This is a genomic window from Yaniella sp. (assembly GCF_030453185.1).
Lineage (GTDB): Bacteria > Actinomycetota > Actinomycetes > Actinomycetales > Micrococcaceae > Yaniella.
The window spans coordinates 1-26,532 of sequence record NZ_JAKDKW010000029.1 but is presented as its reverse complement, the minus strand read 5'-3'; the positions used below and the strand labels follow the sequence as shown (position 1 = coordinate 26,532).

The 26,532-nt window shown below is 57.2% G+C and carries 25 protein-coding genes; 15 read left to right on the top strand and 10 right to left on the bottom strand.

What is annotated here, in order from left to right:
- Positions 1 to 521: MFS transporter (locus L0H14_RS06165; protein WP_301421507.1), on the top strand; the 521-nt coding region annotated here is incomplete at its 5' end.
- A gap of 67 nt (positions 522 to 588) precedes the next feature.
- On the opposite strand, the gene L0H14_RS06160 is transcribed toward L0H14_RS06165, so the two are convergent.
- Both L0H14_RS06160 and L0H14_RS06155 read right to left on the bottom strand, forming a co-directional pair.
- A complete protein-coding gene (locus L0H14_RS06160) occupies positions 589 to 1,590 on the bottom strand; it encodes a CPBP family intramembrane glutamic endopeptidase (RefSeq protein ID WP_301418250.1) in 1,002 nt (333 codons plus the stop codon).
- A gap of 18 nt (positions 1,591 to 1,608) precedes the next feature.
- Positions 1,609 to 2,289 carry a GAP family protein gene (locus tag L0H14_RS06155; RefSeq protein ID WP_301418252.1) on the bottom strand — a complete coding sequence of 227 codons (681 nt, stop codon included), beginning with the start codon at positions 2,287 to 2,289 and terminating at the stop codon, positions 1,609 to 1,611.
- Between the two features lie 86 nt (positions 2,290 to 2,375).
- Between L0H14_RS06155 and L0H14_RS06150 the strand changes: the two genes are divergently transcribed.
- Complete coding sequence (locus L0H14_RS06150) at positions 2,376 to 3,365, top strand: ATP-binding protein (protein ID WP_301418254.1); 990 nt, start codon at positions 2,376 to 2,378, stop codon at positions 3,363 to 3,365.
- Positions 3,366 to 3,377: 12 nt separating this feature from the next.
- Here the strand turns inward: L0H14_RS06150 and L0H14_RS06145 are convergent, their stop codons facing one another.
- Positions 3,378 to 3,860 carry an Lrp/AsnC family transcriptional regulator gene (locus tag L0H14_RS06145; protein WP_301418256.1) on the bottom strand — a complete coding sequence of 161 codons (483 nt, stop codon included), beginning with the start codon at positions 3,858 to 3,860 and terminating at the stop codon, positions 3,378 to 3,380.
- Positions 3,861 to 3,975: 115 nt separating this feature from the next.
- Between L0H14_RS06145 and L0H14_RS06140 the strand changes: the two genes are divergently transcribed.
- Positions 3,976 to 5,616 (top strand): thiamine pyrophosphate-binding protein, encoded by a 1,641-nt coding sequence (locus L0H14_RS06140; protein ID WP_301418258.1) that lies wholly within the window; start codon positions 3,976 to 3,978, stop codon positions 5,614 to 5,616.
- Between the two features lie 100 nt (positions 5,617 to 5,716).
- Here the strand turns inward: L0H14_RS06140 and purB are convergent, their stop codons facing one another.
- The gene (purB, locus tag L0H14_RS06135) at positions 5,717 to 7,129 is read right to left on the bottom strand and encodes an adenylosuccinate lyase (RefSeq protein WP_301418260.1); all 1,413 of its coding nucleotides are present in this window, start codon (positions 7,127 to 7,129) and stop codon (positions 5,717 to 5,719) included.
- Positions 7,130 to 7,329: 200 nt separating this feature from the next.
- Here purB and L0H14_RS06130 point away from each other — a divergent pair, with 200 nt between their 5' ends.
- Both L0H14_RS06130 and L0H14_RS06125 read left to right on the top strand, forming a co-directional pair.
- Positions 7,330 to 7,797 carry a hypothetical protein gene (locus tag L0H14_RS06130; RefSeq protein WP_301418262.1) on the top strand — a complete coding sequence of 156 codons (468 nt, stop codon included), beginning with the start codon at positions 7,330 to 7,332 and terminating at the stop codon, positions 7,795 to 7,797.
- Complete coding sequence (locus L0H14_RS06125; RefSeq protein WP_301418264.1) at positions 7,794 to 9,314, top strand: hypothetical protein; 1,521 nt, start codon at positions 7,794 to 7,796, stop codon at positions 9,312 to 9,314. Before L0H14_RS06130 ends, L0H14_RS06125 begins: the two co-directional genes overlap by 4 nt.
- Before the next feature lie 6 nt (positions 9,315 to 9,320).
- On the opposite strand, the gene L0H14_RS06120 is transcribed toward L0H14_RS06125, so the two are convergent.
- Positions 9,321 to 9,719 carry a phage holin family protein gene (locus L0H14_RS06120; RefSeq protein ID WP_301418266.1) on the bottom strand — a complete coding sequence of 133 codons (399 nt, stop codon included), beginning with the start codon at positions 9,717 to 9,719 and terminating at the stop codon, positions 9,321 to 9,323.
- A 69-nt stretch (positions 9,720 to 9,788) separates the two neighbouring features.
- Complete coding sequence (locus L0H14_RS06115) at positions 9,789 to 11,684, bottom strand: FAD-dependent monooxygenase (protein WP_301421506.1); 1,896 nt, start codon at positions 11,682 to 11,684, stop codon at positions 9,789 to 9,791.
- Between the two features lie 143 nt (positions 11,685 to 11,827).
- Between L0H14_RS06115 and L0H14_RS06110 the strand changes: the two genes are divergently transcribed.
- Entirely contained in the window at positions 11,828 to 12,547 is a 720-nt protein-coding gene (locus L0H14_RS06110) for an IclR family transcriptional regulator (RefSeq protein WP_301418270.1), read from the top strand.
- A 49-nt stretch (positions 12,548 to 12,596) separates the two neighbouring features.
- Positions 12,597 to 13,694, top strand: coding sequence for a histidinol-phosphate transaminase (locus L0H14_RS06105; protein WP_301418272.1), 1,098 nt, complete (start codon positions 12,597 to 12,599; stop codon positions 13,692 to 13,694).
- 12 nt (positions 13,695 to 13,706) lie between these two features.
- Here L0H14_RS06105 and L0H14_RS06100 read toward each other — a convergent pair whose 3' ends face one another.
- Positions 13,707 to 14,966 carry an FAD-binding oxidoreductase gene (locus tag L0H14_RS06100; RefSeq protein WP_301421505.1) on the bottom strand — a complete coding sequence of 420 codons (1,260 nt, stop codon included), beginning with the start codon at positions 14,964 to 14,966 and terminating at the stop codon, positions 13,707 to 13,709.
- A 453-nt stretch (positions 14,967 to 15,419) separates the two neighbouring features.
- Between L0H14_RS06100 and L0H14_RS06095 the strand changes: the two genes are divergently transcribed.
- From L0H14_RS06095 to L0H14_RS06080, 4 genes are read left to right on the top strand one after another with little or no spacing between them, the layout of a single operon-like run.
- A complete protein-coding gene (locus tag L0H14_RS06095; RefSeq protein ID WP_301421504.1) occupies positions 15,420 to 16,568 on the top strand; it encodes a thiamine pyrophosphate-dependent enzyme in 1,149 nt (382 codons plus the stop codon).
- Complete coding sequence (locus tag L0H14_RS06090; protein WP_301418277.1) at positions 16,565 to 17,572, top strand: alpha-ketoacid dehydrogenase subunit beta; 1,008 nt, start codon at positions 16,565 to 16,567, stop codon at positions 17,570 to 17,572. The genes L0H14_RS06095 and L0H14_RS06090 overlap by 4 nt, the downstream gene beginning before the upstream one ends.
- A 21-nt stretch (positions 17,573 to 17,593) precedes the next feature.
- Positions 17,594 to 18,895, top strand: a complete 1,302-nt coding sequence (locus L0H14_RS06085; RefSeq protein WP_301421503.1) for a dihydrolipoamide acetyltransferase family protein — start codon at positions 17,594 to 17,596, stop codon at positions 18,893 to 18,895.
- A 17-nt stretch (positions 18,896 to 18,912) separates the two neighbouring features.
- Positions 18,913 to 19,713, top strand: coding sequence for an alpha/beta fold hydrolase (locus L0H14_RS06080; RefSeq protein WP_301418280.1), 801 nt, complete (start codon positions 18,913 to 18,915; stop codon positions 19,711 to 19,713).
- Positions 19,714 to 19,776: 63 nt separating this feature from the next.
- Here the strand turns inward: L0H14_RS06080 and L0H14_RS06075 are convergent, their stop codons facing one another.
- A complete protein-coding gene (locus L0H14_RS06075) occupies positions 19,777 to 20,013 on the bottom strand; it encodes a hypothetical protein (RefSeq protein WP_301418282.1) in 237 nt (78 codons plus the stop codon).
- A gap of 26 nt (positions 20,014 to 20,039) precedes the next feature.
- Positions 20,040 to 20,453, bottom strand: a complete 414-nt coding sequence (locus tag L0H14_RS06070) for a CBS domain-containing protein (protein ID WP_301418284.1) — start codon at positions 20,451 to 20,453, stop codon at positions 20,040 to 20,042.
- A gap of 237 nt (positions 20,454 to 20,690) precedes the next feature.
- On the opposite strand from L0H14_RS06070, the gene L0H14_RS06065 reads away from it, so the two are divergent.
- Together L0H14_RS06065 and L0H14_RS06060 are read left to right on the top strand one after the other, a co-directional pair.
- Positions 20,691 to 21,230: a transporter substrate-binding domain-containing protein gene (locus L0H14_RS06065; RefSeq protein ID WP_301421502.1), complete on the top strand. Its 540-nt coding sequence runs from the start codon at positions 20,691 to 20,693 to the stop codon at positions 21,228 to 21,230.
- On the top strand, positions 21,227 to 22,240 hold the full coding sequence (locus L0H14_RS06060) for a cation transporter (RefSeq protein WP_301418288.1): 1,014 nt from the start codon (positions 21,227 to 21,229) through the stop codon (positions 22,238 to 22,240). The genes L0H14_RS06065 and L0H14_RS06060 overlap by 4 nt, the downstream gene beginning before the upstream one ends.
- Before the next feature lie 22 nt (positions 22,241 to 22,262).
- On the opposite strand, the gene L0H14_RS06055 is transcribed toward L0H14_RS06060, so the two are convergent.
- A complete protein-coding gene (locus L0H14_RS06055) occupies positions 22,263 to 22,787 on the bottom strand; it encodes a hypothetical protein (RefSeq protein WP_301421501.1) in 525 nt (174 codons plus the stop codon).
- Between the two features lie 98 nt (positions 22,788 to 22,885).
- On the opposite strand from L0H14_RS06055, the gene argG reads away from it, so the two are divergent.
- Together argG and L0H14_RS06045 are read left to right on the top strand one after the other, a co-directional pair.
- On the top strand, positions 22,886 to 24,307 hold the full coding sequence (gene argG, locus L0H14_RS06050) for an argininosuccinate synthase (protein WP_301418291.1): 1,422 nt from the start codon (positions 22,886 to 22,888) through the stop codon (positions 24,305 to 24,307).
- A gap of 429 nt (positions 24,308 to 24,736) precedes the next feature.
- Positions 24,737 to 26,532: BCCT family transporter (locus L0H14_RS06045; RefSeq protein WP_301421500.1), on the top strand; the 1,796-nt coding region annotated here is incomplete at its 3' end.

The following is a 26,532-nucleotide window of genomic DNA, read 5'->3' as shown; positions in this document are numbered from 1 at the left end:
GGGCAATCTCGTACGCCGTGCAGCAAGCTGTCCTGCAGCAATCCGATGTGCTCAACATGAAGGCGCTGGGTGGTGTCTTCACCATTGTTTTCATTGTGATTGCATCACGTCTGTCGGATCGTCTGGGTCGCCGTCGCGTCCTCATCTGGGGAAACATCGTGGGGATCGTCCTTGCATTCCCGGTGATGTGGTTGTTGGAGATGGGATCAGCCATGGCCTTCATGGTCGCGATCATTCTTGGACTCTCACTGGTACAAGGCTTCACTGCCGGCCCATACGGAGCCTATGCTGGTGAACTCTTCCCAACACACGTCCGCTACTCAGGGGCGTCCATCGGGTATCAGATGGCAGCAGTATTGGGCGCCGGATTCACCCCGATGATGGCTACCGCGTTGGCTGCTGCCGGCGGTGGCTCGCTGCACCTTGTAGCTATCTTGTGGATGAGCTTCACCGCGATCAGCCTCATCTCGTTGGTGCTGTCGCAAGACGTTTCTAAACGCGAGATCCATGAATTGAGCTGATGAGCATCGAGCTTGTCTCTTGGTTCATGCACCCGGTCGTTTTTGCCCCGTAGGATTGCGCGAGCTGTTACTGAGGGCCGGAGGTATTCGACGGCAAGTAGTCAGAGGGCCACGCAGCACGCGGATCCACGGCAGGCACTGGCGCTGGTTTGAAAGATTTCAACACCAGCAACACGACCAGGACGATACCGGTCACAATCCATCCGGTGGTCCCGGTGATGCCAACGTGTGCGGTATCAAAGGTCGTGTCTGCAGAAAAGATCAGTGGCAGGCCCCCGATGGCGTTGATCGTGGAATGCCCGAGAGCTGCGGGCCACACTGATCGAGTACGGATGCTCAGCCAAGCCAAGATGCCACCGATGAGTATGCAGAACACGACCATGAATATTACGGCCTGCCAGCCCGGTAGGTGCGGGTAATTATGGCCCAAGAGGATCAGCGGTGTGTGCCAGAGACCCCAGATCACACCGGTGATGGCGATTGTCGGGATGGCACCGAGCGGGAGTAGCTGCGGTGTCAGCCAGCCGCGCCAACCGATTTCTTCACCTAGCGCTGGGAGCACGTTCAACACCCACGCTGCGATGACGACATTGACGATCTGGCTCAGCAGCATCATTTCAACCGGCATGCTGCCGGCACCTGCCTCCTCAAACACTTGCTGTAGCCCAGAGAAATTTGCGAGATCAGGGGTATAGAGCCCCAGTGCTGCAGCGATCGGCAGGCTGAGTAGGACGATGCCGATCGGAATGATGAAGGCCAACCCTAGATACCCTAGAAATTTCCCGACGGGGCGTGGGCGGCTGAATCCTAGCGCGGCAGCGCGCTGACCTTTCGGTTGCGTTTTGCACACGATGCCCCACGAGACAAATGCTGGGATGCCCATCATGAGCAGCGCGATGGGCAGATATAAAGTTTGGAAGAGTCGCGGCTCGTCGATGAAATAGAGCGGCAAGACGACCAGCCAGGTCAGTGCAAAGGTGACGATGATAAACAAGGTCACCTGGCGCCATGGAATTGCAGGACCAGATGGCGGAGCTGGCAGGGTGTGATCGACGGGTTCTGAAGACATGGTGTTCAGTGTAGTTTGTTAGAGCAGTTGGGCGATGATGATCCAGGCACCGATCAGGATGGCCAGCCAAGCAGTGAAGTTGGATCCGGCAGAGGTCATGGTTTCGCGGGTTTTCGACAGTAAGAGGCCAGTCTGTTCTGGGTACTTGGTGCGTGCCCAGGTAAGGATGCTTGCAGGCAGCACCATGATCACGTTGTACAACGCCAACCAGAAGATATCCAGCGGTAGGCCCGGCCCATTGGCTGCGATCAGACTGATGCCCACCAGGTAGGGCCACATGGTGGCTACTTCAATCACAATGGCGGAAAACGCCAGCGTGGCCACCGAGGTGCGAGATTCCAGGGCTCGGTCACGCAATCGAGTCATGGCGGAGGTACCGGGCTGAGCTTCGCGCCGGCTCCTTAGCAGGCCAATAATGCCCATGACAATCACCACCGCGCCGAGCCCTATGGCAACCTGACCGGCGAGCGGACTCTGCAGGGTTGCTAAGTATGCATCAATGAACTGGTGGGCTACGACGAGGACGGCGAAACCGAGTAAGAAATATGTTCCAGCGGTGACGGTCAGGTACGTGACGAGCCTGCGGGGCTGAAATGCTCCTGGGCGGGCCAACAGCCATAAGGGGATCAGCAAGGTCGAGAGCGTGGACGCATCAAGAAATGCGAGGCCGACCAGTGCTGCTATGCTTACGAAGCCCATGGCACCTTTCCAAAGTGGTCGGCACTATAACTATAGTTGATGGTAGTATCGCACCGATTGAGTTTTCCAAGGATTTGATACAAACAATGTCAGGTTTAAGCCACGACATAGCTGCTATGGTGGCGAATCACGCCGCAGGCGATGAAGACGGTTTTTATGCGGTCGCGTTAGATGTCGCGCACCGAGAGCTCACTGAAGGACGGCGTAACGCTGCGTCAGAAATTCGCGAGGCGATTGAACATGCCCGCGGAGAGGCCGTGGAGCTCCAGACGGTTGAAGAAGATGATCTGGGCGTCGACATCGACTCCGATCTCGCAGAATTCATTCAGGTGTCACGACCCGACGCGAAATTCGATGAGCTGACGATTTCATTCGAACTCATCGAACGCGTTCGCCACGTGCTCGAAGAGCATGAGCACGCCGCATTACTTCGTGATTTCGGTTTTACACCGGCCCACCGTCTGTTGATGGAGGGGCCCGCCGGTACCGGCAAGACGGCCACCGCCGAGGTGATCGCCTCGCAAATGGGGATACCGTTGGTCACGGTCTACTTGGATAATTTGCTCAACGTGTATTCCGCCGAAGAAGATGTTCCGTCGCTACGCGAAGTCTTTGACCGGCTGGCCCGACGCCGGGCTGTCTACCTGTTCGACGTGTTCGATACCATCGGCGACGACACCTCGTCGGGCATGATTCGTCGAGTATTCAAGGCGTTCCTGCTGTTTGTCGAGGTACTGGGGAAGGGCTCGTTGGCAATTGCCGCAACGAACCGCCGCGGGGTATTGGACCGATCGATGTTCCGGCATTTCGATACCGTGCTGAACTTCTCACTGCCCACCCCGACAGAAGCGATGCGCATTATTCGCAGTGAACTGGGCGATCGTGCACCAGCTCCGGTGATGAACGAAGTTGATATCTATGAGCAATACTTCGGCGGTCTCTCACAAGCCGAGCTCACCATCGCTGCTCGATCAGCAGCCAAGGCCGCTGTGATGCGCAGTGAAGCCATCGTCACCCAAGATGACCTCATCTACGCCCTGACCAACCGCGGGGCGTTTCTCCTCGACGACGAATAATCCTGCGTCGCCCTACTCGACGATGCGCTCCAACAGCGGCTTCGTGCGATAGGCCAAGAACTCGCGCAATACCACCGATGTCGAGGTCCGAACGATGTCAGGGATATCTAGGATCAACCGGTTCACCCGGTAGAGGTCGTCGGTGGAACGTGCCGTGACGGTGAGGCGGAGATCAGCGTCGCCGGTCGTCGCAAAGATTTCCAACACCTCTGGGATTTCTGCCAGGGTTTTCATGGTCTCCCTGTCGTAGCCTTGCCGAATCGAGGCGTTCATGAAGGCCTCGACGTCATACCCCATTGTGCGCGGCGAGACGCGGCGTTGAAACGATTCGAGGGTTCCCTGGCTGAGTTTTTGCAGTCTGGCCTGGATGGTATTTCGCGAAACCGAGAGTCGCTGCGCCAGGGCAACGGTGGTTGCATCCGGCTGTTCTATGAGTTCGAGTAGGAGCCTGGCGTCCAGGCCGTCCAGTCCACGCTTCTGGTCTGAGCTTGCCATTATGTCCTTCCGGATGGTGTGAGGTGCGCACTATGCTCAACTTATTTTTTCACAGTTGAACTTTCTGCTGTGCTGAGTGAGTGTGTTCACAGTATAACTTGTCGGGAGGAAAAATATGGTGCAGTCGCCGGTACAGCACAAAACAGTGGCAGATGTGATCGCAAGCGTCATCACGCAACGGGTTGACATGGTCTTCGGCTTGATAGGCAACGGCAACGTTGACCTGATCTCTACACTGACCTCTGCGAAATTCCCTTTCACTACTGTGCGTCACGAGGTCGCGGCCGTTACTGCGTCCGACGCGTACTACCGCGCTACCGGAAAGCTGGCTGTGGCCACCGCAACCTACGGTGCCGGCTTTACCAACATGGTAACCGGCCTGGCTGAAGCTCAGCTGGCTCGCATCCCCATGGTCGTCGTCGTGGGGGAGGCGCCAACTACCGGTCGTCGTCCATTCGACATTGACCAGCAGACCGTAACAGCCGGACTCAACATCCCCATGCTCACCATCGGTGAGGACAATGCAGCTGAGCTCACCAACCGAGCGTTTGATATGGCTGCCGACGGGCAAGAGCCCGTGGTGGTGATGGTGCCCCATGATCTCACTGCTGCCGCAGTTACGGCTGAACCTGCGTCGCCATCATATGAGCCCATCGAAGGGCCAAAAGTACATGACGCGCAGATCGAGGCTTTGGCCGGCACGCTCGTGGCGGCCGAACGACCACTGATTTTGACCGGCGGGGGAGTCGTCCGTACCCAAACCGGTCCGATGGCACGGGAAATTGGTGACGCCGTTGGTGCTGTCTTTATGCACTCGCTGACCGCCTCCAACGTCACCGGGTCCCCGCATACTCTGGGAACGGCCGGCGGCTTTACGCCCGAAGACCGTCTGCCCGCCGTGCGTGCCGCAGACATGGTCCTCATTTTGGGGGCCACCAGCAACAACTTCCAAACCCGTAAGGGCCAATTGTTTGGCACCGACAACATCCACCGTGTGGATCTGAACGACCGCTGGAACCTCTCACTACCCCAGGCCAATACCGTCTTTGGGGATCTCACCGATGTGCTGCCGCGCTTGCTGGCAGCCGTGGAAAAAAGGCACCCGAAATCCTCAACCTATCGCGACGAACTAGTCGACTTGGTCGACCATGACACCATCGACCAGGAACCCCGCTACGGTAGCGACGGTCGCCTAAACCCCCGGCATGTGGCCGCCGAACTGAACACCATCCTGCCGAGTAACCGCCAGATTGTGGTGGACGGCGGACATTTCATGGCGTGGATTGCCGAACGCGTCGAGATCCCTGATCCGGCGTCATTTATCGGCGTCGGGACAGCCTTCCAGTCGATTGGTCTCGGCTTTGGCTCTGCCGTTGGTGCCTCGGTGGGTAGTCCGGAGAAATTCACGGTCTGTGTCTCCGGTGACGGCGGCGGACAAATGGCGCTGGCTGATTTGGCCACGTTTATTGAAACCACGGAGCACGGTGCCGTTGTGATTATCAATGACGCCGCCTATGGTGCCGAGATTCACCAGTACGCGGTGCTCGGAGCCGATCCAACTGCCATGTATTTGCCACAACTAGATTTCGCGGCGATTGGTGAAGCGATGGGTGCTACCGGCATCACAGTGAACACTATGGAAGACCTCGAAGTGTTTACCCAATGGCTTGCGCAAGGCACCGGGGTTGCGATGGTCAATATCAATGTCTCTACCGAGTTTGCGCACTCAGCCCTGAGCCCGGGCGCTACTGGCTAAGCCAGCTTCAAAACGTTGCCTGCAAAGGCACTTCCCACTCACACCAAAGAACTCCGGGACGCCCAGTGGGCATCCCGGAGTTCTGTGTTAGACGTGAGTCCTAGTAGTCGAGGTGCTCCCGAGCAAGGTCGGAGGCCAGACCGGTGTAGGTCTGCGGTGTCAGGTCCTTGAGGCGCTGTTCTGCGGCGTCGGACAGCCCGAGCTCGCCGACGAATTCACGCATCCGTTCAGCATCTACCCGCTGGCCTCGAGTCAGGTCCTTGAGGCGCTCATAGGGGTTGTCCATGCCCTCGGTTCCGGCGATGGATTCTGCACGCATCACGGTTTGAATTGCTTCGCCCAGGACTTCCCAGTTGGTTTCTAAATCGGCGGCTAGGGCGTCTTCCGCAACATCGAGCTGACCCATACCGCGGGTGACGTTGTTCATGGCCAGAATCGAGTGGCCAAAGGCAACGCCAATATTGCGCTGTGATGTCGAGTCAGTCAGGTCGCGCTGCCAGCGTGATTCGATGAGTGTGGAACCCAGCGAGTTCAGCAGGGCGTTCGACAATTCCAGGTTGGCCTCGGCATTTTCGAAGCGGATGGGGTTGACCTTATGCGGCATCGTTGAGGAGCCGGTGGCACCTTCGACCGGGATCTGCGCGAAGTAGCCGATGGAAATGTAGCTCCACACGTCCACGCAAAAACCGTGCAGAATTTGGTTGAACCGTGCGACGTCGTCGTAGAGTTCTGACATCCAGTCGTGGTTTTCAATCTGGGTGGTCAGCGGGTTGAATGTCAGGCCTAGACCTTCAACGAAGTCTTGAGCAATAACCGGCCAGTTAGCGTGTGGCACTGCTGCAACATGGGCGGCATAAGTACCGGTGGCACCATTGATTTTGCCCATGTATTGCTGGTTGGCGATGCGGTGCAGCTGACGGTTCAAACGGTGCACGAAGACCGCGAGTTCTTTGCCCAACGTGGTCGGAGTAGCCGGCTGGCCGTGAGTGCGAGACAACATTGGGGTCTCTACGGCGGTGTTGGCAGTGGTGGCGATGGCATCCACCATCTTCTGGGCAGCAGGGAGCCACACATCGGTGATCGCATCGCGCACGCCAAGGGCATAGGACAGGTTGTTGATGTCCTCGGACGTACAGGCGAAATGCACGAGCGAGCCCAAATGGCCCAGTCCCAGAGCGTCGAGGCGGTTGGCGATGAAGTATTCAACGGCTTTGACATCGTGGACGGTGATGGCTTCGGTCTCGGCCAATTCCGAAATTGAGGCTTCGTCGAATTCGGTAACGATGGCGCGCAACCCATCACGCTGCGCATCGGTGAGGCGCTGTAGGCCGGGGACGACCTGGCCGTCGGCCAAATGAATAAACCACTCCACTTCGACGTGGACGCGGTTGCGGTTGAGCGCCGCCTCGGAGAGGTGGTCCACCAAATCCGCAACGTAACCGCGGTAGCGACCATCGAGGGGTCCTAGAGGAATATCAGTATCGGCCAATCGAACACGCAAATTTTCAGTCATGGTCTTATTCTGCCACCGGAAACCCAAGCTACGGAACAATGTCGCAGCCGTGACGGCCCATTCGCCTGCTGGGCGGCCATATCCACAGCTGCAGCTGCCCATCCAACTTCTCCACAAACCGACCATCGCGCATCTGCCGTGGTGTCTGTGGTTTTAGTCTGAGCCCAATGTTTCGGACGTGACCACAGAAGGAGAATGCGATGATGTCGGTGGTAATCCCCAGCCCGGCCGAGATCGGTGCCGGTATCAGCCTGGTGTCCGATGGTGCTTGCGACATGGCTTCGAGTGCGGTGCAGCAGTTTGTCACGAGTCCCTCGATCGCTGAAACCGGCTTGAATATGTTGGCCTCACAGATTGAGGTGCTGGAACAGCTGGTGGCAAAATTGCGCGAGGTGAGCGCTGGAATCGAACAGGTGCATGACAAATTAGCGGCCACAGTGCAGTTGGAGTGGCACTCACCGGCGGGCAACGCGTTTCGCGAAGCAGTGGGGACCCGGCAGGAACATGCGCACAAGCTACGTGAAACTTCTATGCAAACGGCAACGCTGGCCGGCCAGGGGATCGATGAGCTGCGCATTATGATCGCTAGTTTGCAAACCTTGCTGGCGGCGGCACGGAGCGCAGTGGGCTCGACTGCCGGCACAGCGGTGGCCGGGATGTGCGCATGAGTGCTAAAGTCACCGGCGGCCCAACCCACTGGCGGGCCAATCTCGATGAGTTGGCGCTGGGTGTGGGGCATTTACAAGAGGCGACCGATCAGTCCATGCGGTTAGCCGGCGAAGCCACCGTCGCCGGCGGGCTGTTGGCCGGAATTACGATCATGACGCCGCAGGGGCCGTTGATCGGAGCCAATACGGTGGCGATCTCGACCGGCCTGTTGACCATGCGAGCCGAGGTGGAAGCGCTACGAACTGGCGTGGATTTCGCGGTGAATTCGTATCTGGAAGCCGAACAGCAGATCACCAGGGCAGTCGATGTGGCGTTCACCCCGTTGGCGTTAGCGATGAGCATTGTTGGAGTCACCACCGATGCCAATGTCCCCAACGACGTCTACGAGATAGCGATTCGCGGCACCACAGGTGCGGCGTGGACTTCGATAGAGTCAGCGTTTACGACCCTGGATACGATGGTTCCCGGGTCAAAATACGTGGCCGGTAATACGATCGGTTGGATGTCGGGTTTCGACGAAAACCTCTGGGATGTCCCACCAACACAACGCACCATCGGGACCTTGGCTCACGCGCTGGGCCATTTCGGACTGCTGAAGATGGCGCCATACGACACGACAAATATCACCCAGGATCCAGATGAGAACGGCTGGCAAACACGAGAAGCGATTAGCGGCGACGGGTCGCTGAAATCGATGAACTTGCTCCAGGAATATGGTTACGACCATGACACCGTGACGGTCGCGAAGATCCAACAGCAGAACGGTACCGATGCCTATGCGGTGATCTATCCAGGCACCACTCCGGTGGGTGAAGATGGCGGGGTGCTGGGTGCACTCGCGGACAACGCAGCCTTTGGGATTGCCGGTTTCGTCGAGTCTTCGGCAGCAGACTCACCGCATGTAGAAAACACCACGCTCGACATCTTGGAACAAGCGGGGGTTCCAGTAGGAGCGACCGTTATCCCGATGGGCTATAGCCAGGGTGGGGCCCACGCCATGAACGTGGGCCTAGGTCAGAAAGTTAGGGCCAAGTACGAGGTCTCCGATGTGCTGACGGTTGCAGCGTATACGGGTCATCGAAGCACGGATGATATGAGCACAAATCTCGTCCACGTGGAGCATGAGCATGACAAGGTTCCGGCGTTGACCGGGGCGAGTAATGAGGGTCGGCTCAATCGAACGACCATTGAAGTTGAAGGGTATCCGGATGAAGAAATCGATGCTGGGATCTTCGGGGCAGAACACAATCTGGGGCTCATCAACGGGCAGTTGTCCAAAGCGTTAGAAGACCCGGAAGTTCAGCACGCGACCGAGATTCCGCTGGGCAAGATTGAACAAAAAATGGGCGGTCCCGTGGCAGTCCAGCAATTTCATCTGGACCGTCAAAAGGTTCCGCCCACCCGACATCCGAACGGTCCGGCTCACGGGGTTGAGGCTGGCCGGACAAAACCACAGAGCATCATCGGGGCCAGGCCGATGGAACAGTGGCTGACCGGTACAGCTCCGCAGCGGTAAAAGTGGTTAGTGCGTTGGTGCCACGGTGGAGATTAACCGGTTCACAATGGTTGAGACCACCGCGATAATCAGGGCCGCCAGGATGGTGGTCCAGAAGAAACTGTCGATGGTCACATGGACGGGAAGAAAGGAGGTGGCCCAGACGGTCAATGACAGCATCGCAGCATTGATCACCAGGGTGAACAGTCCCAGTGTCAGACACGTGATCGGCAGCGATAAGAAGCTGACGATTGGCCGGACGACACCGTTGATGAGCCCAAAAACTACCGAGACGATGAGCAGAGAGACGATGGATTCACCGGTGTCTGGGACACCGATATCTGAAGTCAGCTCCATGCCGGGCAGAATCCAGAGGGCAACCCAGAAGGATGCCGCGGTCACGATAGTTCGAAGAATAAAACGCATAGGATAATCTTGCCACGAAAAACCGGCGGCACCCAAAAGGGTGCCGCCGGTGATTTCGAACAGTGACAACTAGTTCTGCGGTGTGAAGATACCGTCGAAGAATGCACCAATCGCATCGGTTGCGTCCAGTGGCTGGACAGTTGAGATGTAGCCGTCAGGACGAACCACGACGACTGCACCTGCGGATGAGATCTCGAATGTTTCGAAGATGCTGTCATCGGTTAGAACACCGAACACGTTGTTCAGGTCGGTGAGCTGCAGCGGGCCAACACTCGGACGGAAGATCTGTGGAGTTTCGAGCAACTCGATCTCTTCTTTTGGCTGCTGGTAGATGACCTTGGCGTCAAAGACGCTGTTGAGGTCTTCGCCTTCGCGGGTGTATTTAATGACCGGTGAGTTGGCGTTGGTGCCGAGCCATTCGCCAAAGCTATTGGCTTTATTCGCGGCATCGGTCTGAGCCTTGTCGTCACCGAAGACGTAAATGCGCCAGCGACCATCAGCCTCGTGGAGGTGACCCAGCTGCAACGGGTTGGTATCCGAAATGCGGGAGACCTTGGCAGATTTGAAGCGTTTGCCAATTTCGTAACCCTTGGCCAGATCCTGGTGGGCTGTGTCTGTGGTCAGTACGGACGGCTTGTACTCGGTCATGAAGCCGGCTGGGAATTCGAAGGTCTTCAAGTAGAACTCTGCAACGTAGTCCTTGGATGGCAGATCTTCTGGTTTTGCTGCCATCAGTGAGGACCATTTTTTGTCAAAGTCGATAAGGTTCTGGGCGACTTCCTGACGTTCACCTGAGTACGTGTGCAACAACGACATATCCGAATACCCGGAAGCTACTTGGCCGATCTTCCACCCGAGATTGAAGCCATCCTGGATTGAAACGTTCATGCCCTGGCCGGCTTTCGCCGAGTGGGTGTGGCATGCATCGCCGGTGACGAAGATCCGTGGATTCTTCTGCGCTTCTTGGCCATCGTCGACGTCATCGAACTTATCGGTCACGCGGTGACCAACTTCGTAGACGGACCACCAGGCAACGTCTTTGACCTCTACCGTGTACGGGTGCAGGATATCGTTGGCATGCCGAATGATTTCCTCTAGCGGAGTCTTGCGAACCGCACCGGCATCGTTGGGGTCAACATCGCCGAGGTCCACGTAGAAGCGAACCAGGTAGCCACCTTCACGAGGAATGAGCAGGATGGATCCACCGTCGTTGGACTGGATTGCACACTTCGTGCGAATATCTGGGAAATCGGTTTCAACCAGCACGTCCATGACGCCCCAGGCGTGGTCCGACTTGTCGCCGATTGGTGTGCGGCCGATGGACTTACGAACCGGCGAGTGCGCACCTTCAGCACCGACGAGGTACCTGGTACGAACCGTGCGAGTTTCGCCGGCATTCGGGCCGGCGGTGATCTTGAGGGTGACCTCGATCGGGTATTCGTGGTCGTTGTCTATGGTCTGGGAAATGAATTCGTAACCGTAGTCTGGCTTCAAGCGTGATGGTGAACGCTCAGCGAATTCTGCGAAGTAATCCAGAACGCGAGCCTGGTTCACGATGAGGTGCTTAAACTCGGAAATGCCGGTTGGATCATCCAGGGTGCGTGAGGTACGCACAATGTTTTCTGGGTTGTTTTCATCCGGGTTCCAGAAGTTCATTTCAGTCAGCCAGTAGGCTTCGTTTGTGATTTCGTCGGCGAAACCAAAGTAGTCGAAGGTTTCCACCGAGCGAGCCTGAATGCCGTCGGCCTGACCCAGCACAAGACGACCTTCGCGACGCTCAATGAGGCGTGTGTGTACATCCGGGTAGGACGACAGGGTGGCTGCCGTGGTCATGCCGGCCGGCCCGGAGCCAACGATCATCACGTCCATGGTGTCTGGAAGTTCATCCGGGCGATCCAGACCGACTCCCGCTGCTGGCTTGACGCGCGGTTGAGTGGAGACATATCCGTGATGGTGAAATTGCATGACTTAACTCCTGTACGGCTCGCAACGTTCCAAGAAACTGAAGTTGCTCTATATTCGAACATGGTGTTCAATTAGTGAAATAGTAAGTGTGAGCCTACACACTGTGGGGCGAGGATGACAAATCGGATTGCTGAGGAGACGCGATGTCTGATAGTGCAGGTGGCAGTCTTTCGTTGACGTTGTCGCGCGGAATAGAACTGTTGGAGCTAGTGTGTGCGGCGGATATCGCACCGTCCATCGGTCAGGTAGCGCAACAGCTCGGTGTGCATCGTTCTGCTGCATACAGACTCCTGCGAACGCTGGAGGCGCATTATCTTGTACGTCGCGACGAGGCCGGGAAGATTCATCCGGCAGCTGGCTTGACCAACCTGGCGCGCGGCGTCGAAAACTCCCTGCAAACCGTGGGCCTGCCGATCATGACGAAGATCGCCGATGAGCTGGGGATGTCGTGTTTTATCGCGGTGGCCCAAGGGGCGGATTGCTTCACGCTGGTGACCGTTGAGGCCACCACTTCACATGCGCTGACACAGCACCCGGGCACGCGCCATCATCTCGATCGTGGTGCTCCCGGCATTGCCCTACTGTCCGGCCTGACACCCCAGCAGCGGGCTGATATTGAAGAGCTGGAATTGTCGAACAAAGCCCGTGCTGATCTCGAGCAGGCGCTGCGCGATGGGCATGCCTCGTCGTTTGACGAGGTGATTCCCGGCGTCAGTTCGGTGGCGGTGCCGCTGATGGCCGCAGGGCAGTTGCCAGCAACCCTTGCCGTGGTCTATCCGCGTCAACAGCTCGACGAAGCCCACATTGCGGAAACCCTGCATCGCGGCGCCCAAGCCATCATGACCCGGCTGGGAAAGGCGTAACGTTCAGCAAGGGGCCATCCCTCCGGAGGCTATCGCTAGACTGGTTGTCATGGATTCTTCTGCTGTGTACCCGCGTCCCGTGCTCAAAAAGCTGCCCCTATATCAATCAGGCAAGCCGCCTGCCGCGATCGAGGGGCTCACGCCGTATAAACTCGCCTCAAACGAGAACCCGTATGCGCCGATCAAAGCTGCAACGGATGCTATAGTTACCGCCGCTACGTCGGAGCTTGTGCAGCGCTATCCGGAAACCACGTATACCCAACTGCGTACGTTGATCGGCGAGACCTATCATGTGCCGATAGAAGATGTCGTCGTTGGAGCAGGGTCGCTGGGCGTGTTCACCGCACTGGTGCAAACCTATGCGGGAACCGGGGAAGACGGCGCATTAGATGAGGTCATTATTCCGTGGCGGTCATTTGAGGCCTACCCGATCGTGATCCGCTCCGCTGGCGCCAATGATGTGATGGTGCCGGTTCAGGATAATGGTGAACACGATCTCGAGGCGATGTTGGAGGCCATTACCGATCGCACGCGAATCATTGTGCTGTGTACACCAAACAACCCAACCGGTCCCGTGCTGACGGAACAGGCCGTCCGAGAATTCATTGAACGAGTTCCAGAGCACATCCTGGTGGTCATTGATGGTGCCTATGTTGAATTCGTGCGGAACGACGGCGTGGTGAACTATCTGGAGCTCTACCGGGAATTTTCAAATGTCGCCGTACTGCGGACGTTTTCAAAAGCTCATGGTTTAGCAAATCTGCGGGTGGGCTATGCGGTTGCCCCGGAGCAAATTTGTGCGCCTATGCGAACCGTCATGTCAGCGTTTCCGACCTCAACCGTCGGCGTTGAAGCAGCTTATGCGTCGTTGTCCAATATGGACGAAGTCATGGCTAACACAGAAAAGGTGGTCGGTGAACGACGCCGTGTGTGGAGAGCCCTGGATGCGTTGGGGTACAACCCTCCGGCAACCGAAGCGAATTTTGTGTGGCTGCCACTGGGTGAAAAATCTCAGGCCTTCGCAGATGCTTGCGGGGCGCAGGCGTTATCAGTACGCGCTTTCGCGCCGGAAGGTGTTCGCGTATCGATCGGCGAAGTCGAAGCCAATGATCGGTTGATTCAGGTGGCTACCGACTTCGCCGAATAAAACGGGGGCTGGTTACAGGGCGAAAGGTTTCATGTCGATTTCTGAGCCAGAGACAACACCTGGGCGGCCTTCGACCATCGAGACGACGACTTCGGCGGTGACCGGGCCCAAGGAGAGTCCGTGCATGTTGTGACCGGTTGCCACAATCACGTTCGGGTGCTGCTTCGTCGGGGAAATGATGGGTAGACCATTTGGGGTCATCGGGCGTGGGCCGGTCCATTCGTCAAAGCGTGGCTTATCGCCGATGCCCTTGATGAAGGCCGAAGCCTGCGAGGCCAGGTGTTCCACACGCTGAGCTGAGAATTCTTGAATCTCGGAAGAGAAGTCCATGAGCCCAACAACACGCAGCTCGCCCGACATCGGTACGCCAATGGTTTTGCGGTCGATCGATGCCAGCAGGTAGCCGGGTAGACGATCGGGTTTCACGTGGTAGGAGTAGCCGGTGCCCGAGGTGACAAACGCGGAGCGAGTGCTGGAGAGCCCTTCGATCGACGGGGTGGTCCAAGCACCGGTGGCCACGATGGCTTTGTCGAAGCCGCGAGCGGTTTCACCCTCGGCGCCGCGCATGGTGGCGGTGTTGTTGTTCAAGCCCACCAGTTCGGTGTGCTCCAAGATTTCTACGTCGAGTTCTAGCAGCTTCTCGTGGAGTTCGTCGATGAAGAGGCGGGGGTCAATGTAGCGTTCCGTGTTGGCAACAAAGCCTGCACGGACATGCTCATCGAGCACAGGTTCGAAATCGTGCAGGTCACTGTCGAGCATGATCTGTCCCGGACGCTCGATGCCGAACAGGTCAGCGCGGCGTACCTGGCCGTCGCGGAATTTCTGCAGGGCGTCAGCGGACACGTGGCTATTCAGGAAACCGAAGCCGCCGCCGTCGAGCGAAATGCCATCCTCGTGGTAGGAATCAAAGGCGGCAAATGCTCCGCGTACCAGCTGATCTAGGTTGCGGGTGTTTTCGCGAACCTTGGAGGGCACGGTGTTGTAGATGAATCCGGCGCCGAATCCCGACAGTAGTGGCATCGCAACGGGTGCGATGTTGAGGTAGTGACGACGAGTGGTCACACCTTTGAAGATTTCTGTCAGTTGCTCTGGTTCGGGCATGGGGGTGGCTTGAATTCGAGTGATTTCACCGGCGTTGCCGCGTGCTGCGCCCGCGCCGACTTCTTCCTTGTCGATCAAGGTGACGCGGTGTCCGGCACGTGCCAGGGAGTATGCGGTGCAGAGGCCAATCAACCCGGCACCGGCAACCAATACATTTTGTGAAGCAGTCATTCTGTCTTCCTTTCGCCTAAACCAGCTGTGTCTTCCGAGTCTACAAACTTGCGTGTGGCTATGGCGAAAAAGCCGCGCTCCAAGCGAAACGCCGCGAGAAAACGAGTTCCTGTCGTGAATTCGATCACACGTGGAGCACGGTCGCTGAGTCATACTGATGGTGGAATAATTCCAGGAGTTTGGCGAGTTGAGATTAGCTCACCGACGATGCATCCGCGGCATTGCCGAGGTGCGTACATCTCCGCGACAGCGCAGCCCAGATGCACGCCTGACCAGTGGACATTGAGTGCGTATAGCGAGCTGTTCACTTGTGCAGTCAGAGTGTGTAGAATACCTGTGATTCGCCTCACCTGAGCCCGCCACCATTGGGTAAGATGAGGAGAAATCACGGAAATTTCGTTGCGATTCATAACCCGAAGAGCCAACGATCATCTCTGACCAGGAGAAGTGCATATGTCTACCATCTCGTCGCCGACCGGGCATCAGCTGCCCGAAGAAGCCATCGGGGTTCTTTCCGCCGATGGATTTATCGATCCCACCGAGAGCGCCAAAGCTTTTGTTGATGACGCCACCGCAATCGACCACGAGCGCGTGGCCGAAATGTACCGCCTCATGGCGAACACCCGCCGCATTGATGAAGAAGGCGTCAACCTTCAACGCCAGGGTCAACTGGTGCTCTGGACACCATCCCTGGGCCAAGAAGCCGCACAGGCCGGGGCCGTCACTGCCCTGCAAGACCGCGACTGGATCTTCCCGACGTATCGCGAACATGTCATGGCACGCGGCCGCGGCATCCCCGATGAAAAAGTTTTCGATTTCTTCCGCGGTGCCGTCCACGCCGGCTGGAAGCCCAGCGACTACAACATGCAGCCCTACACCGTTGTGCTGGCCGCCCAGGTCCCACACGCTGTCGGCTACGGATGGGGGATCGCTCAACAACAGCGCGGATGGACCGACGCTCGCCGGGCAGAAGAAGGTCGCGTTGCCGTAGCCTGCTTCGGTGACGGCGCCTCAACCGAAGGCGATATTCACGAAGCCATGGTCTTTGCCGCTTCCTTTGATACCCCGGTGGTCTTCTTTATCCAGAACAACTACTGGGCCATTTCCACCCCGTTTGAAGTCCAATCCAAGGTCCCGCTGTTCAAGCGTGCCAAGGGCTACGGGTTTGAGGGCTTTGCGGTTGACGGCAACGATCCGATCGCAACGGCCGCGGTGATGGACCACGCGGTTGATCACGCACGTCGTGGCGGGGGACCAGTCCTGGTGGAAGCGCACACCTACCGCATGGGTGCTCACACCACAGCGGACGACCCCACGAAATACCGCACCAGCGAAGAAGAATCCCAGTACGCCCAATCCGATCCGATGGTGCGCACTGAACAGTATTTGCGCCGTCGTTTCGACTACACCGATGCGTTCTTTGATGAAATCGCGGCCGAAAGCGAGCAACTAGCCGTCAACCTGCGCGAGAAGATCGTTGATGCTCCGGATACGATCTCACTGCGAGAAAAATTTGACCTCGTCTACGCCGAAGAGCACCCCCTCGTGGATGCTCAGGCTGTGGCATTTGACCGTTGGATGGAAGACGAGGATGCGTCATGACCACCGTATTTGATGAGGTCGCAACCGGTACCAAAAAGCTCACCGTCGGCCAGGCCGTCAACCGTGCCCTGGGTGATGCACTGGCCACCGATGAACGCGTGCTGCTACAAGGTGAAGACATTGGCGCCCTGGGTGGCGTCTACCGGGTAACCGAAGGACTGGCTGCCCGGTTCGGTTCCGACCGCGTTGTCGATGCCCCACTGGGCGAATCCGGCATCGTGGGCACCTCCATCGGACTCGCGCAGGCGGGTTTCGTACCCGTTGCCGAAATTCAATTCGACGGATTCGTCTACCCGGCCTTTGACCAGATCGTCTCCCAGCTGGCCAAAATGCACTCCAGGTTCCAAGGCAGCCAGCAATTCCCCGTGACCATCCGCCTGCCCTACGGCGGCGGTATCGGATCGGTAGAACACCACTCTGAATCTCCGGAAGCCTACTTCGCGCACACCGCCGGGTTAAAAGTGGTCACCTACTCGAACGCCCACGACGCCTACTGGGTAACCCGTGCGGCGATCGATTCCGCCGACCCCGTGTTGCTGCTGGAACCCAAGAAGCACTACTTTGTGCGTGGCGAAGTGGACTTCGATGTGCCAACGGATAACCCGTTTGCCACCGTTGAAGCACGTCCCGGAACCGACGGCACCCTGCTGGCCTGGGGCCCACAGGTTTCTACCGCACTGGCGGCAGCAGAAGCCGGCGTCGAAGATGGCTACGACCTACAGGTGCTCGACATCCGCGGACTCTCGCCACTGGACATGACCACGATCGCCGATGCGGTGAAAACGACCGGCCGCGCCGTGATCATTCACGAATCCTCAACGTTTGCCGGATTTGGTGCAGAAATCTCCGCCGGGCTCATGGAACAGGCTTTCTTGAGCCTGGAAGCCCCGGTACAGCGGGTGGGCGGCTACCACATGCCGTATCCACCGTCGCGGTTAGAACAGGATTACCTCCCCTCGGTGGATCGGATCCTGGACGCCGTCGACGAGACATTCACCTACTAGGCCGCCGCGCAAGGAGACCACATGAAGATCTTTACCCTGCCCGATGTAGGCGAAGGGCTCACCGAAGCAGACGTCGCTAACTGGATGGTTAAAGCCGGCGACACCGTGACCGTCAACCAGGTGATCGCTGAAATTGAAACCGCGAAATCCCTGGTCGAAATCCCCAGCCCCTGGGCCGGGATCGTCGAAGAGCTCTACGCCGAAGTTGGCGACACCGTCAACGTGGGCGACAACTTCATCGGCATCAAAGTCACCTCGACCGCTGGTGATGACGACGATGCACCGCAAGCACCACTGGTCGGCACCGGACCAAAAGCCGACACCCCGGGACGCCGCCGCCGCAGAGGCCGCCCCAGAGCTGCCGCACCAGCCGAGGCCGAGACCCCTGTTGCATCAGAACCGGAGCCAGCACCCGTGCCGGAAGCCGCTGCTGAACCGGTGCAGAAAAGCGATCTGTTTGCCAAAGTGCTGGCCAAACCACCGGTACGCAAACTGGCCAAAGACCACGGCCTGGATCTGACAACCATTACTCCGACAGGACAGCACGGGGAAGTCACACGCGCCGACGTCCACGCCGTGCTCGAAGCTGACACAGCGGAGACCACCGCAACCTCCACTGCACCCGTTGCAGCAGGGGAGTCGGAGAGCATCAAAGTCACCGGTGTCCGCAAGGCGACAGCCAAAGCCGTCACCGAATCATATACTTCAGCCCCACACATTTCGGTGTTCCGGCAGGTGGATGCCACCCGCACCATGGAATACCTCGAAACGTTGAAGAAGCACCCGCGGTTTGAAAACGTGCGGGTGTCTCCACTGTTGGTCCTAGCGATGGCCGTGTCTCAGGCTGCGCTGAATACTCCGCAGGCCAATGCCACCTGGCACGGGGATACTTATTCGCTGCACCACTACGTGAACCTCGGGCTGGCAGCCGCCACGAAACGCGGGCTGATCGTACCGAACATTAAAAACGCGCACGACATGAATCAGCTCCAGATGGCCGAAGCCATCCAAGAGTTGACCGGTCGGGCGCGCGAAGGTAAAACCCAGCCTGCGGAACTGGCCGGCGGCACGATTACGATCACCAACATCGGGGTGCTAGGGCTCGACACCGGAACACCGATCTTGAATCCGGGAGAATCCGGGATCATCGCGTTTGGTGCCATCCGCCAGCAGCCGTGGGTGGTCAACGGTCAGATGGAACCCCGCTGGATTACCACGCTGGGTGGCTCGTTTGACCATCGAATTGTTGATGGGATGGAAGCGGGCGCCTTCTTGGCCGATGTGGCAGCTATCCTGGAGGAACCAGCCTTATTGATCAGCTAAGAGTGGAGTGATTGAACGTGGCCAACCCGCACATTGCCGTGATCCGACTGACGGAATCCGGTTCCTTTGATCCAGACGTTCGGGACACCCTTATTGTGGGGCCCGGAATGGGAACCTCCGTCAACGGGCTTTTCACCGAAATGGCACAGCATCTGACCCACCGGTTCCAAGTCATCGGTATCGATCTGCCTGGCCACGGACAATCTCCCGCACACCACGAAGACGTGACGATCCCCGAAATCGCCGGAACTATTGCACAACTGGTCAAAAACCTGCGTCAGACCGGCACCATTCGTGGTGAATCCAAAGTCTACTTTGCAGGGCTTTCGCTCTCCGGCCTCGTCGCGCTGGAACTCGCGCTGGAACACGCAAACCTCTTCGACGGCATCGCCATAATGGCATCTGCCGCCAAAATTGGCACGGCCGAAGCCTGGAATGAGCGATCTGAAATGGTCCTGTTTTCCGGAACCGAAGCCATGGTCGAAATGTCGGCTCAGCTGTGGGTTGCCGAAAGCTTCCACGACTACAGCAAACTCGATACCCAAAAACAGGCACTGGCCAATGCTGATGACCAGTCCTATGCTGCGCTGTGCCAAGCACTAGCGAATTACGACGCCTCAGACCGGTTGGGCGAGATCACCCTGCCACTGTTTACGGTCGCAGGCGACCAGGATCAGATGTGCACGGTCGCCGATGCCCAGCAGATCTCTTCGGCTGTACAAAACGGCTCGACCGCCGTCATCAAAAACGCCGCACACTTACTGCCGCTTGAAGCGCCCCAACAGTTGGCTGAGCTGCTTGATAGTCACTTGCTCTAGACTTCTTTAACGTAACAATCGGGTGGTGGCTCAGTGCCATCACCCGATTGTTTTACGGTCGGCCTAGGAGACCCGGTCGGTTGCTTCTTTTTGGCCGGCCTTGCGTGCACAGTTGGCACAGCAGTAGATCTGTTCGGCGTCTTCTACGCCGTGGCCAATAATCTTGGTGCCACAGTGTGCGCATTCCGGGGCCATCCCGGCGATAGCGCATTCGAAACTGTCGAACACACCGGTCTGCTCTTCGTAGGTAATTTTGAAAATTTTGTCGTATTCGTTACCGCATGTATCGCATGTTGCCATGACGACACCTCCAGTAGTGAGGGTTGCTAATTCGAAATCAGTTCGACGAGGTCACCGACCTTGTCATCGGAAATGTGGCGCGCGATATCAGCCTGGGCAACCATGCCGACGAGGTCTTTGCCATCAATAACGGGTAGACGACGTACTTTGTATTCCTTCATGGTCGCAATCGCGTTATCGATGGAATCGTCGGCACCGATGGTTACGGGTTTTTCTTTCCCGAACTCACCGGCGTTGACTGTTTCAGGGTTACGGCCTTCAGCAACGGCCAGAACCGCGATATCACGGTCGGTCAGCATGCCCTTGAGGCGGTTATCTTCACCGCAAATTGGCAATGCACCGACGTCGAGATCGCGCATCATCTGCGCAGCCTGTTCCAACGAATCATTTTCACGAATGCATTGGGCGCTTGGAGTCATGATGTCACGGGCAGTCAGCATAGTTTCCTCCTAGAATGTTTTGGGGAACTCTGACACTCCTCCAGCCTTGCAACGCACTGATCCTAATGTCAACAGCCAGCAAAAGCTCCGTCGAATGCGTGGGTGAGGGAGACCTCAACCACAGGTGCGCGGGTGTGGCCGAATAACGTTTTGCGGCCGTTGCTTCTCACCCTGAAGAGTCATAAGGTCAAGCATAAGAAATGAAATATTCCGCGATGGCTATCCGTAAGGGAGCTCATGAAGGATAACAACACATCAACGTTGCGCAGCATCGGGCGGTGCATAGTGCTGTGCGGCGTGGTGCTTAGTCTCGTCGGTTGTGGAGGCCACTATCCAGCCGACCCTGAAGGGACCTTAAACAGAGTCAGTGGTGGCACCATCCGTGCAGGAATATCGCATGAGCCACCGTGGACCGATATCAGCTCTGGCGAGAACACTGAAGAGAACCCAGGCGGTATCGAAGTTGAATTGCTAGAGGACTACGCCGAAAGCATCGATGCTGAGGTCGAATGGCAGGCCGGTGGTGAAGAGCAACTCGTCGGTCTTCTGGCAGAACAAGAACTCGACGTCGTCGTCGGCGGGCTGACCGACAAATCTCCATGGGAATCGGATGCGGCGATCACGACGTCGTACGCGGAGTCAAAAGGGATCGCAGGTAGCACTGACAAACAGGTGATGGCCACCCAAATGGGGGAGAACGCTTTCATGATGAGTCTGGAAGAGTTCTTGCTGAACGAAAATGTTGATCAACAACTGCCCGAGGAGATGCGTCCGTGAATTCAAAACCAGCGCGACACACCAATTACTTCGGGCAGCACGACCTCCCACAGGAGCAGCAGGACGCATTAGCTCGGGCTGTCCGGCTCGAATGGATTAGCACGGTTATTCGTATTTTTACGGTAGCCCTGATTTTCTCGCTTGCAGGGAGTTCTCAAGCGATGAAGGCTTCGTGGATCGAAGATGGCCTAGCGTTTATACCACCCATCGCCTTCCTCATAGCGGTCCGGTATATTAGCCGGCGGCCGACGCCGAGACATCCCTATGGATTCCATCGCGCCATCGGGGTGGGGCACCTGGTCGCTGCGGTGGCGCTTTTGACCTTTGGCCTCTATCTCTTCGTTGAATCGGCCATGGGCTTGGTTACCCTCGAGCATCCCCCGATCGGGATGCTGGAAATCTTCGGTGTCTCCGTATGGGCAGGGTGGCCCATGGCCGTGGCATCAGTACTCGTTGCGATTCCGAGTGTCATTCTTGGTCGGATGAAAATAAAACTTGCCCCCGTGCTGCATAACAAGATGTTGTACGCCGATGCCGATATGAATAAGGCCGACTGGATGACCGGGTTAGCTACTGGCGGGGGACTGCTCCTTGTCGGGGCGGGCTTCTGGTGGGCAGACGCTACCGCTGCAGTTATCATCTCCATCGGTATAATTCGTGATGGTGTCAGGAATCTTCGTGGTTCTTTAGCTGGCCTCATTGACGCGCGCATCACCACTACAGATGACAACACCCCTCATCCACTGCTCACCGAGCTCCAGGAAGTGTTGGAAGAATACGACTGGGTTGCTGAGGCGGGAGTGCGTGCACGCGACCAGGGGCAGGTTTTCCACACCGAAGCTTTTGTGGTGCCCCGTGGTCAAACACTGGCGACGCTAGATGAGTTAGAGGAAGCCAGGGAATACTGTAGTGATCTCGACTGGAAGCTTCATGATCTGGTGATCATTCCGGTGAGCGTACTTCCCGAAGGTTTCTTATTCCGTGATGACGACGACGCGAACGAAGAATAGTTTGCTCGAGTAGGCACCGTTCTTAAGTTGGTTCCGATATCGAACCGACAATGGCATCCATGGCCTCCATGAAGACATTGGCATCGTCGGTGGTGAGAAAGAAACCTACCGGCCGGTAGTTCTCCGGATCCCGGGTATCTACCAACGCCACACTTTTCTCATCGGAGGCGGGCAACAGCCACACAATGGCACGCGGGGTATCGGTGTCCGGGGTGGGCTCGCCGTCGACCACTTTGAGGTCATAGCCCACCCACCGGATGCCCTGTTTGAACTTGCCCTTGCGGAACACCACAAATGGGCCACCCATGCGTCCGGTGGCCGGCGAGTCCAGCGTGTCATTGATAATCTTGACGGCCGTTTCGGCATCCTCGCGGTTTCGGAAGGCCGCCGAGCCGACTTTGCCCTCGGTTGCAGCCACAAGATTGAAACGTTCACCAGAATCGTCGGAACCGATGACCATGCCAACAGCCTGATTGTCATGGACACCCCATTGATCTATCGGCAGGGCAATGAGGCGGTTTGGTTGATCGGCAGCAGAATTCGACATGTTCCAAGCCTAGGACACCGGCAGCAAAACTTGAGGCTTTGAGGTCGTTCACTGCAACGATTCGGCGATCGGGACCTTAAAGAACTATTCTTGAGACTATGTCTAAGGTTTTGTCTTCCCTACCCGTCGGCGAGCGCGTTGGTATCGCCTTTTCGGGAGGTCTCGATACGTCAGTGGCCGTCGCTTGGATGCGCGAGAACGGCTCCATCCCCTGCACCTACACCGCAGATATTGGCCAGTACGATGAGCCAGATATCGACGGTGTAGTAGACCGTGCCAAAGAGTACGGTGCAGAAATCGCTCGGTTCATCGACGCGAAGAAGCCCCTGGTTGAAGAAGGCTTCGTTGCCTTGCAAACCGGTGCTTTTAACGTGCGATCAGCCGGCAAAACATACTTCAACACCACGCCGCTTGGCCGTGCTGTGACCGGAACCCTGTTGGTTCGCGCTATGAAAGACGACGGCGTGAACATCTGGGGCGACGGCTCGACCTACAAGGGCAACGATATCGAGCGGTTCTACCGTTACGGTCTGATGGCCAACCCGAACCTGCAGATTTACAAGCCGTGGTTGGACTCGGAATTCGTCGAACAGCTCGGCGGTCGCCAAGAAATGTCCGAGTGGCTGGTCGAACGCGGCTACCCATACCGTGACTCCACCGAAAAAGCGTACTCCACTGACGCCAATATCTGGGGCGCCACCCACGAAGCCAAATCCCTGGAATACCTCAACGTCGGCCTGGATTTGGTTGAGCCCATCATGGGTGTCGCTGCCTGGCGCGATGACGTCGAAGTCCAGACCGAAGAAGTCTCCGTACGCTTCCACGAAGGTCGGCCCGTTGCGATTAATGGCATCGAATACACCGACCCGGTCGCACTGGTCCTGGAAGCCAACACCATTGGTGGCCGCCACGGCCTGGGTGTTTCCGACCAGATCGAAAATCGCATTATTGAAGCCAAATCCCGCGGCATCTACGAAGCACCGGGTATGGCCCTGCTGCACATCGCCTACGAGCGCCTGCTCAATGCGATCCATAACGAAGACACCATCGAGAACTACTACATCAACGGCTACCGACTGGGTCGCCTGATGTACGAAGGCCGCTGGTTTGATCCACAGTCGCTGATGATCCGTGAATCCATCCAGCGCTGGGTTGGCTCAGCCATCACCGGTGAAGTCACCCTGCGCCTGCGCCGCGGTGACGACTACACCATCTTGGATACCACCGGTGACAACCTGTCTTACACCCCAGAAAAACTGTCCATGGAACGCGTTGCCGACGCAGCCTTTGGTCCAGACGACCGTATCGGTCAGCTGACCATGCGCAACCTGGACATCGCCGACTCCCGCGCCCGCCTGGAGCAGTATGCTTCTCGCGGTACCCTGGCCGGTCCAACCGCTGATCTGATGGGTGAACTCGAAGTTGGTGGCGCCGAGAAGATCGCTGCCTCCGACGTCGATGTTGATGCCGATCAGGATGCTGCTGGTTTGCACGCAGCATTCGATGCGGGAACAGACTAAGACCTCAAAACCTTAGAACCTTCGTCAAAATGAAGAAAAATGGCGTTGCACTTCGCAGGTGCAGCGTCATTTTTGTCTACGTCGACTGTATGAAAGCGCTCATTAACGTGGACATGAGACCAGCAACACCTCGTAAGGATTTAGTGCTGCCGGTAGTGAGTAGTACAGTAGAACATCGAGCTTGTACACGGCTCAAGTAAAACCAGTGTCAGAGCACGTTAAGAACGTCCGAAGTCCTGCCTTGTAGATCTATCGCATACGAGAATACGCTTGGCTCTTGTTCTGCGGAACAGCACGAAAACGGACAAAGTGTCAGCCTGCTAATAGCCATATGTCATGGCTTGTCGCCTGCGCGCCTGCTGTGAGCGCGCTTCAACACGAAAGCACTCTTGCGCTGCAAGCGCGCCCACTGATCTCGAGGAGAGACTTATGAACAACGATGAGCCTGATAGTCCAAAGGAAGCATCCCCGCAGGATCCTTCCTTTGTGCATGATCTACGGTCCGACCGCAAAACGTTAGCGCTCGGCCTGTATCCAGGAGACATCCACCCGGGGCTGCTATCCGGTGTGGGAATTGACGACAAACAACGCAATTTCGGCATCGATAAAACAATCTTTGCCGTGACCGGTTCGGTTATCGTTTCGTTTGTACTGTGGGGGCTGATTAGTCCAGAGTCCGTGGCATCTGTGTCCAGCGTCGCCTTTTCCTGGGCGATGGAAAATATGGGCTGGTTGCTCAACCTCACCATGGGTGTTGGGCTGTTCGTGATGCTCTATGTCGCCTTTGGTAAATACGGCAAAATCAAACTGGGCAAAGACGATGAGAAACCAGAGTTCTCGCGTTTTTCGTGGGTCGCCATGATGTTCGGTGCCGGGTTGGGCGTTGGACTCTTCTTCTACGGTCCTTCCGAACCACTGGCCTACTTCGTGGATCCGCCGCCACACACCCTGGCAGATCAGCAAGAAACCATCAATGGCTTGCAGGAATCGGCCGGTGGCGATACTGAGATTAACCGGGAAGCGATCCACCAGGGCGTATCTCAGGCAAGCTACCACTGGGGTCTGCACATCTGGAGCATGTACGCGCTCGTCGGTGGGGCCTTGGCATATGCAACGTTCCGCCGCGGTCGCCCAACCCTGATTTCTTCGATCTTCCAGTCCCTGTTCGGTAAATCCCAAACCGAAGGCTTCGCTGGAAAACTCATCGATATCTTCGCCATTATCGCCACCCTGTTCGGGACAGCAACCACACTGGGTCTCTCAGCCATCCAGATCGGCCAGGGGGTTACCCTGGTCAGCGGTATCGGTGAAATCGGAAATAACGTCCTCATCGTTATTATTGGTGTGCTCGGTGCAGGCTTCGTTATTAGTGCCGTCTCCGGCGTCTCACGCGGTGTTCGGTACCTATCGAATATCAACATCACGTTGACCCTTGGTCTGGTGCTCTTCGTATTCTTCGCGGGACCGACGCTCTACCTGCTCAACCTTGTACCATCCGGTTTGCTGCACTACATCGATAACTATCTGCCGATGATGGCGAAATCCCTGTCATGGGGGCCGGAGGCAGTTGAGTTCCAAACTTGGTGGACAGCGTTCTACTGGGCCTGGTGGATTGCTTGGACACCATTTGTTGGTACCTTCATCGCACGCATTTCGCGTGGACGTACGCTTAAAGAATTCGCCCTGGTCACCATGGGCATCCCAACCCTGATCTTGATCCTGGCCTTCACTGTCTTTGGTGGAGCCTCGATCATCAATTCGATCAACGGGGTGGAGGGTTTCGACGGCGACGCTTCACCCGAGGCCGTGCTGTTCAACCTGTTTGATACCTTGCCGTTGAGTAATATCATGCCGTTCATCCTGATCGGTGTCTTGGCTATCTTCTTCATCACAGCGGCTGACTCAGCGTCTGTTGTGATGGGCATGATGACCTCCCGCGGTAACCCGGCTCCGAAGAAGAGCCTGGTGGTCTTCTGGGGACTCTGCATGCTTGGCATTGCGGTTGTCATGCTGCTCTCCGGTGGCGAAGACGCCCTTTCCGGATTGCAGAGCCTCATCTACCTGATCGCCCTGCCGTTCAGTTTGGTGCTCATCTTGATGGTTGTCGCCTTCCTGAAAGACCTGTCGACAGACCCCGCAAGAATTCGCCACGACTACGCTCAGAAAGCGATGTCTGATGCGGTGATTCGAGGAATCGAAGACCACGGCGAAGAATTCGAACTTTC

Bases quoted from the DNA above. Each gene is read 5' to 3' on its own strand.
- L0H14_RS06055 (WP_301421501.1), bottom strand. From the start codon at position 22,787: ATGTCGAATTCTGCTGCCGATCAACCAAACCGCCTCATTGCCCTGCCG.
- L0H14_RS06085 (WP_301421503.1), top strand. From the start codon at position 17,594: ATGAAGATCTTTACCCTGCCCGATGTAGGCGAAGGGCTCACCGAAGCA.
- L0H14_RS06125 (WP_301418264.1), top strand. From the start codon at position 7,794: ATGAGTGCTAAAGTCACCGGCGGCCCAACCCACTGGCGGGCCAATCTC.
- L0H14_RS06145 (WP_301418256.1), bottom strand. From the start codon at position 3,860: ATGGCAAGCTCAGACCAGAAGCGTGGACTGGACGGCCTGGACGCCAGG.
- L0H14_RS06115 (WP_301421506.1), bottom strand. From the start codon at position 11,684: ATGCAATTTCACCATCACGGATATGTCTCCACTCAACCGCGCGTCAAG.
- L0H14_RS06075 (WP_301418282.1), bottom strand. From the start codon at position 20,013: ATGGCAACATGCGATACATGCGGTAACGAATACGACAAAATTTTCAAA.
- purB (WP_301418260.1), bottom strand. From the start codon at position 7,129: ATGACTGAAAATTTGCGTGTTCGATTGGCCGATACTGATATTCCTCTA.
- L0H14_RS06105 (WP_301418272.1), top strand. From the start codon at position 12,597: ATGGATTCTTCTGCTGTGTACCCGCGTCCCGTGCTCAAAAAGCTGCCC.
- L0H14_RS06150 (WP_301418254.1), top strand. From the start codon at position 2,376: ATGTCAGGTTTAAGCCACGACATAGCTGCTATGGTGGCGAATCACGCC.
- L0H14_RS06065 (WP_301421502.1), top strand. From the start codon at position 20,691: ATGAAGGATAACAACACATCAACGTTGCGCAGCATCGGGCGGTGCATA.
- L0H14_RS06095 (WP_301421504.1), top strand. From the start codon at position 15,420: ATGTCTACCATCTCGTCGCCGACCGGGCATCAGCTGCCCGAAGAAGCC.
- L0H14_RS06120 (WP_301418266.1), bottom strand. From the start codon at position 9,719: ATGCGTTTTATTCTTCGAACTATCGTGACCGCGGCATCCTTCTGGGTT.
- L0H14_RS06110 (WP_301418270.1), top strand. From the start codon at position 11,828: ATGTCTGATAGTGCAGGTGGCAGTCTTTCGTTGACGTTGTCGCGCGGA.
- L0H14_RS06140 (WP_301418258.1), top strand. From the start codon at position 3,976: ATGGTGCAGTCGCCGGTACAGCACAAAACAGTGGCAGATGTGATCGCA.
- L0H14_RS06130 (WP_301418262.1), top strand. From the start codon at position 7,330: ATGATGTCGGTGGTAATCCCCAGCCCGGCCGAGATCGGTGCCGGTATC.
- L0H14_RS06070 (WP_301418284.1), bottom strand. From the start codon at position 20,453: ATGCTGACTGCCCGTGACATCATGACTCCAAGCGCCCAATGCATTCGT.
- argG (WP_301418291.1), top strand. From the start codon at position 22,886: ATGTCTAAGGTTTTGTCTTCCCTACCCGTCGGCGAGCGCGTTGGTATC.
- L0H14_RS06100 (WP_301421505.1), bottom strand. From the start codon at position 14,966: ATGACTGCTTCACAAAATGTATTGGTTGCCGGTGCCGGGTTGATTGGC.
- L0H14_RS06160 (WP_301418250.1), bottom strand. From the start codon at position 1,590: ATGTCTTCAGAACCCGTCGATCACACCCTGCCAGCTCCGCCATCTGGT.
- L0H14_RS06090 (WP_301418277.1), top strand. From the start codon at position 16,565: ATGACCACCGTATTTGATGAGGTCGCAACCGGTACCAAAAAGCTCACC.
- L0H14_RS06155 (WP_301418252.1), bottom strand. From the start codon at position 2,289: ATGGGCTTCGTAAGCATAGCAGCACTGGTCGGCCTCGCATTTCTTGAT.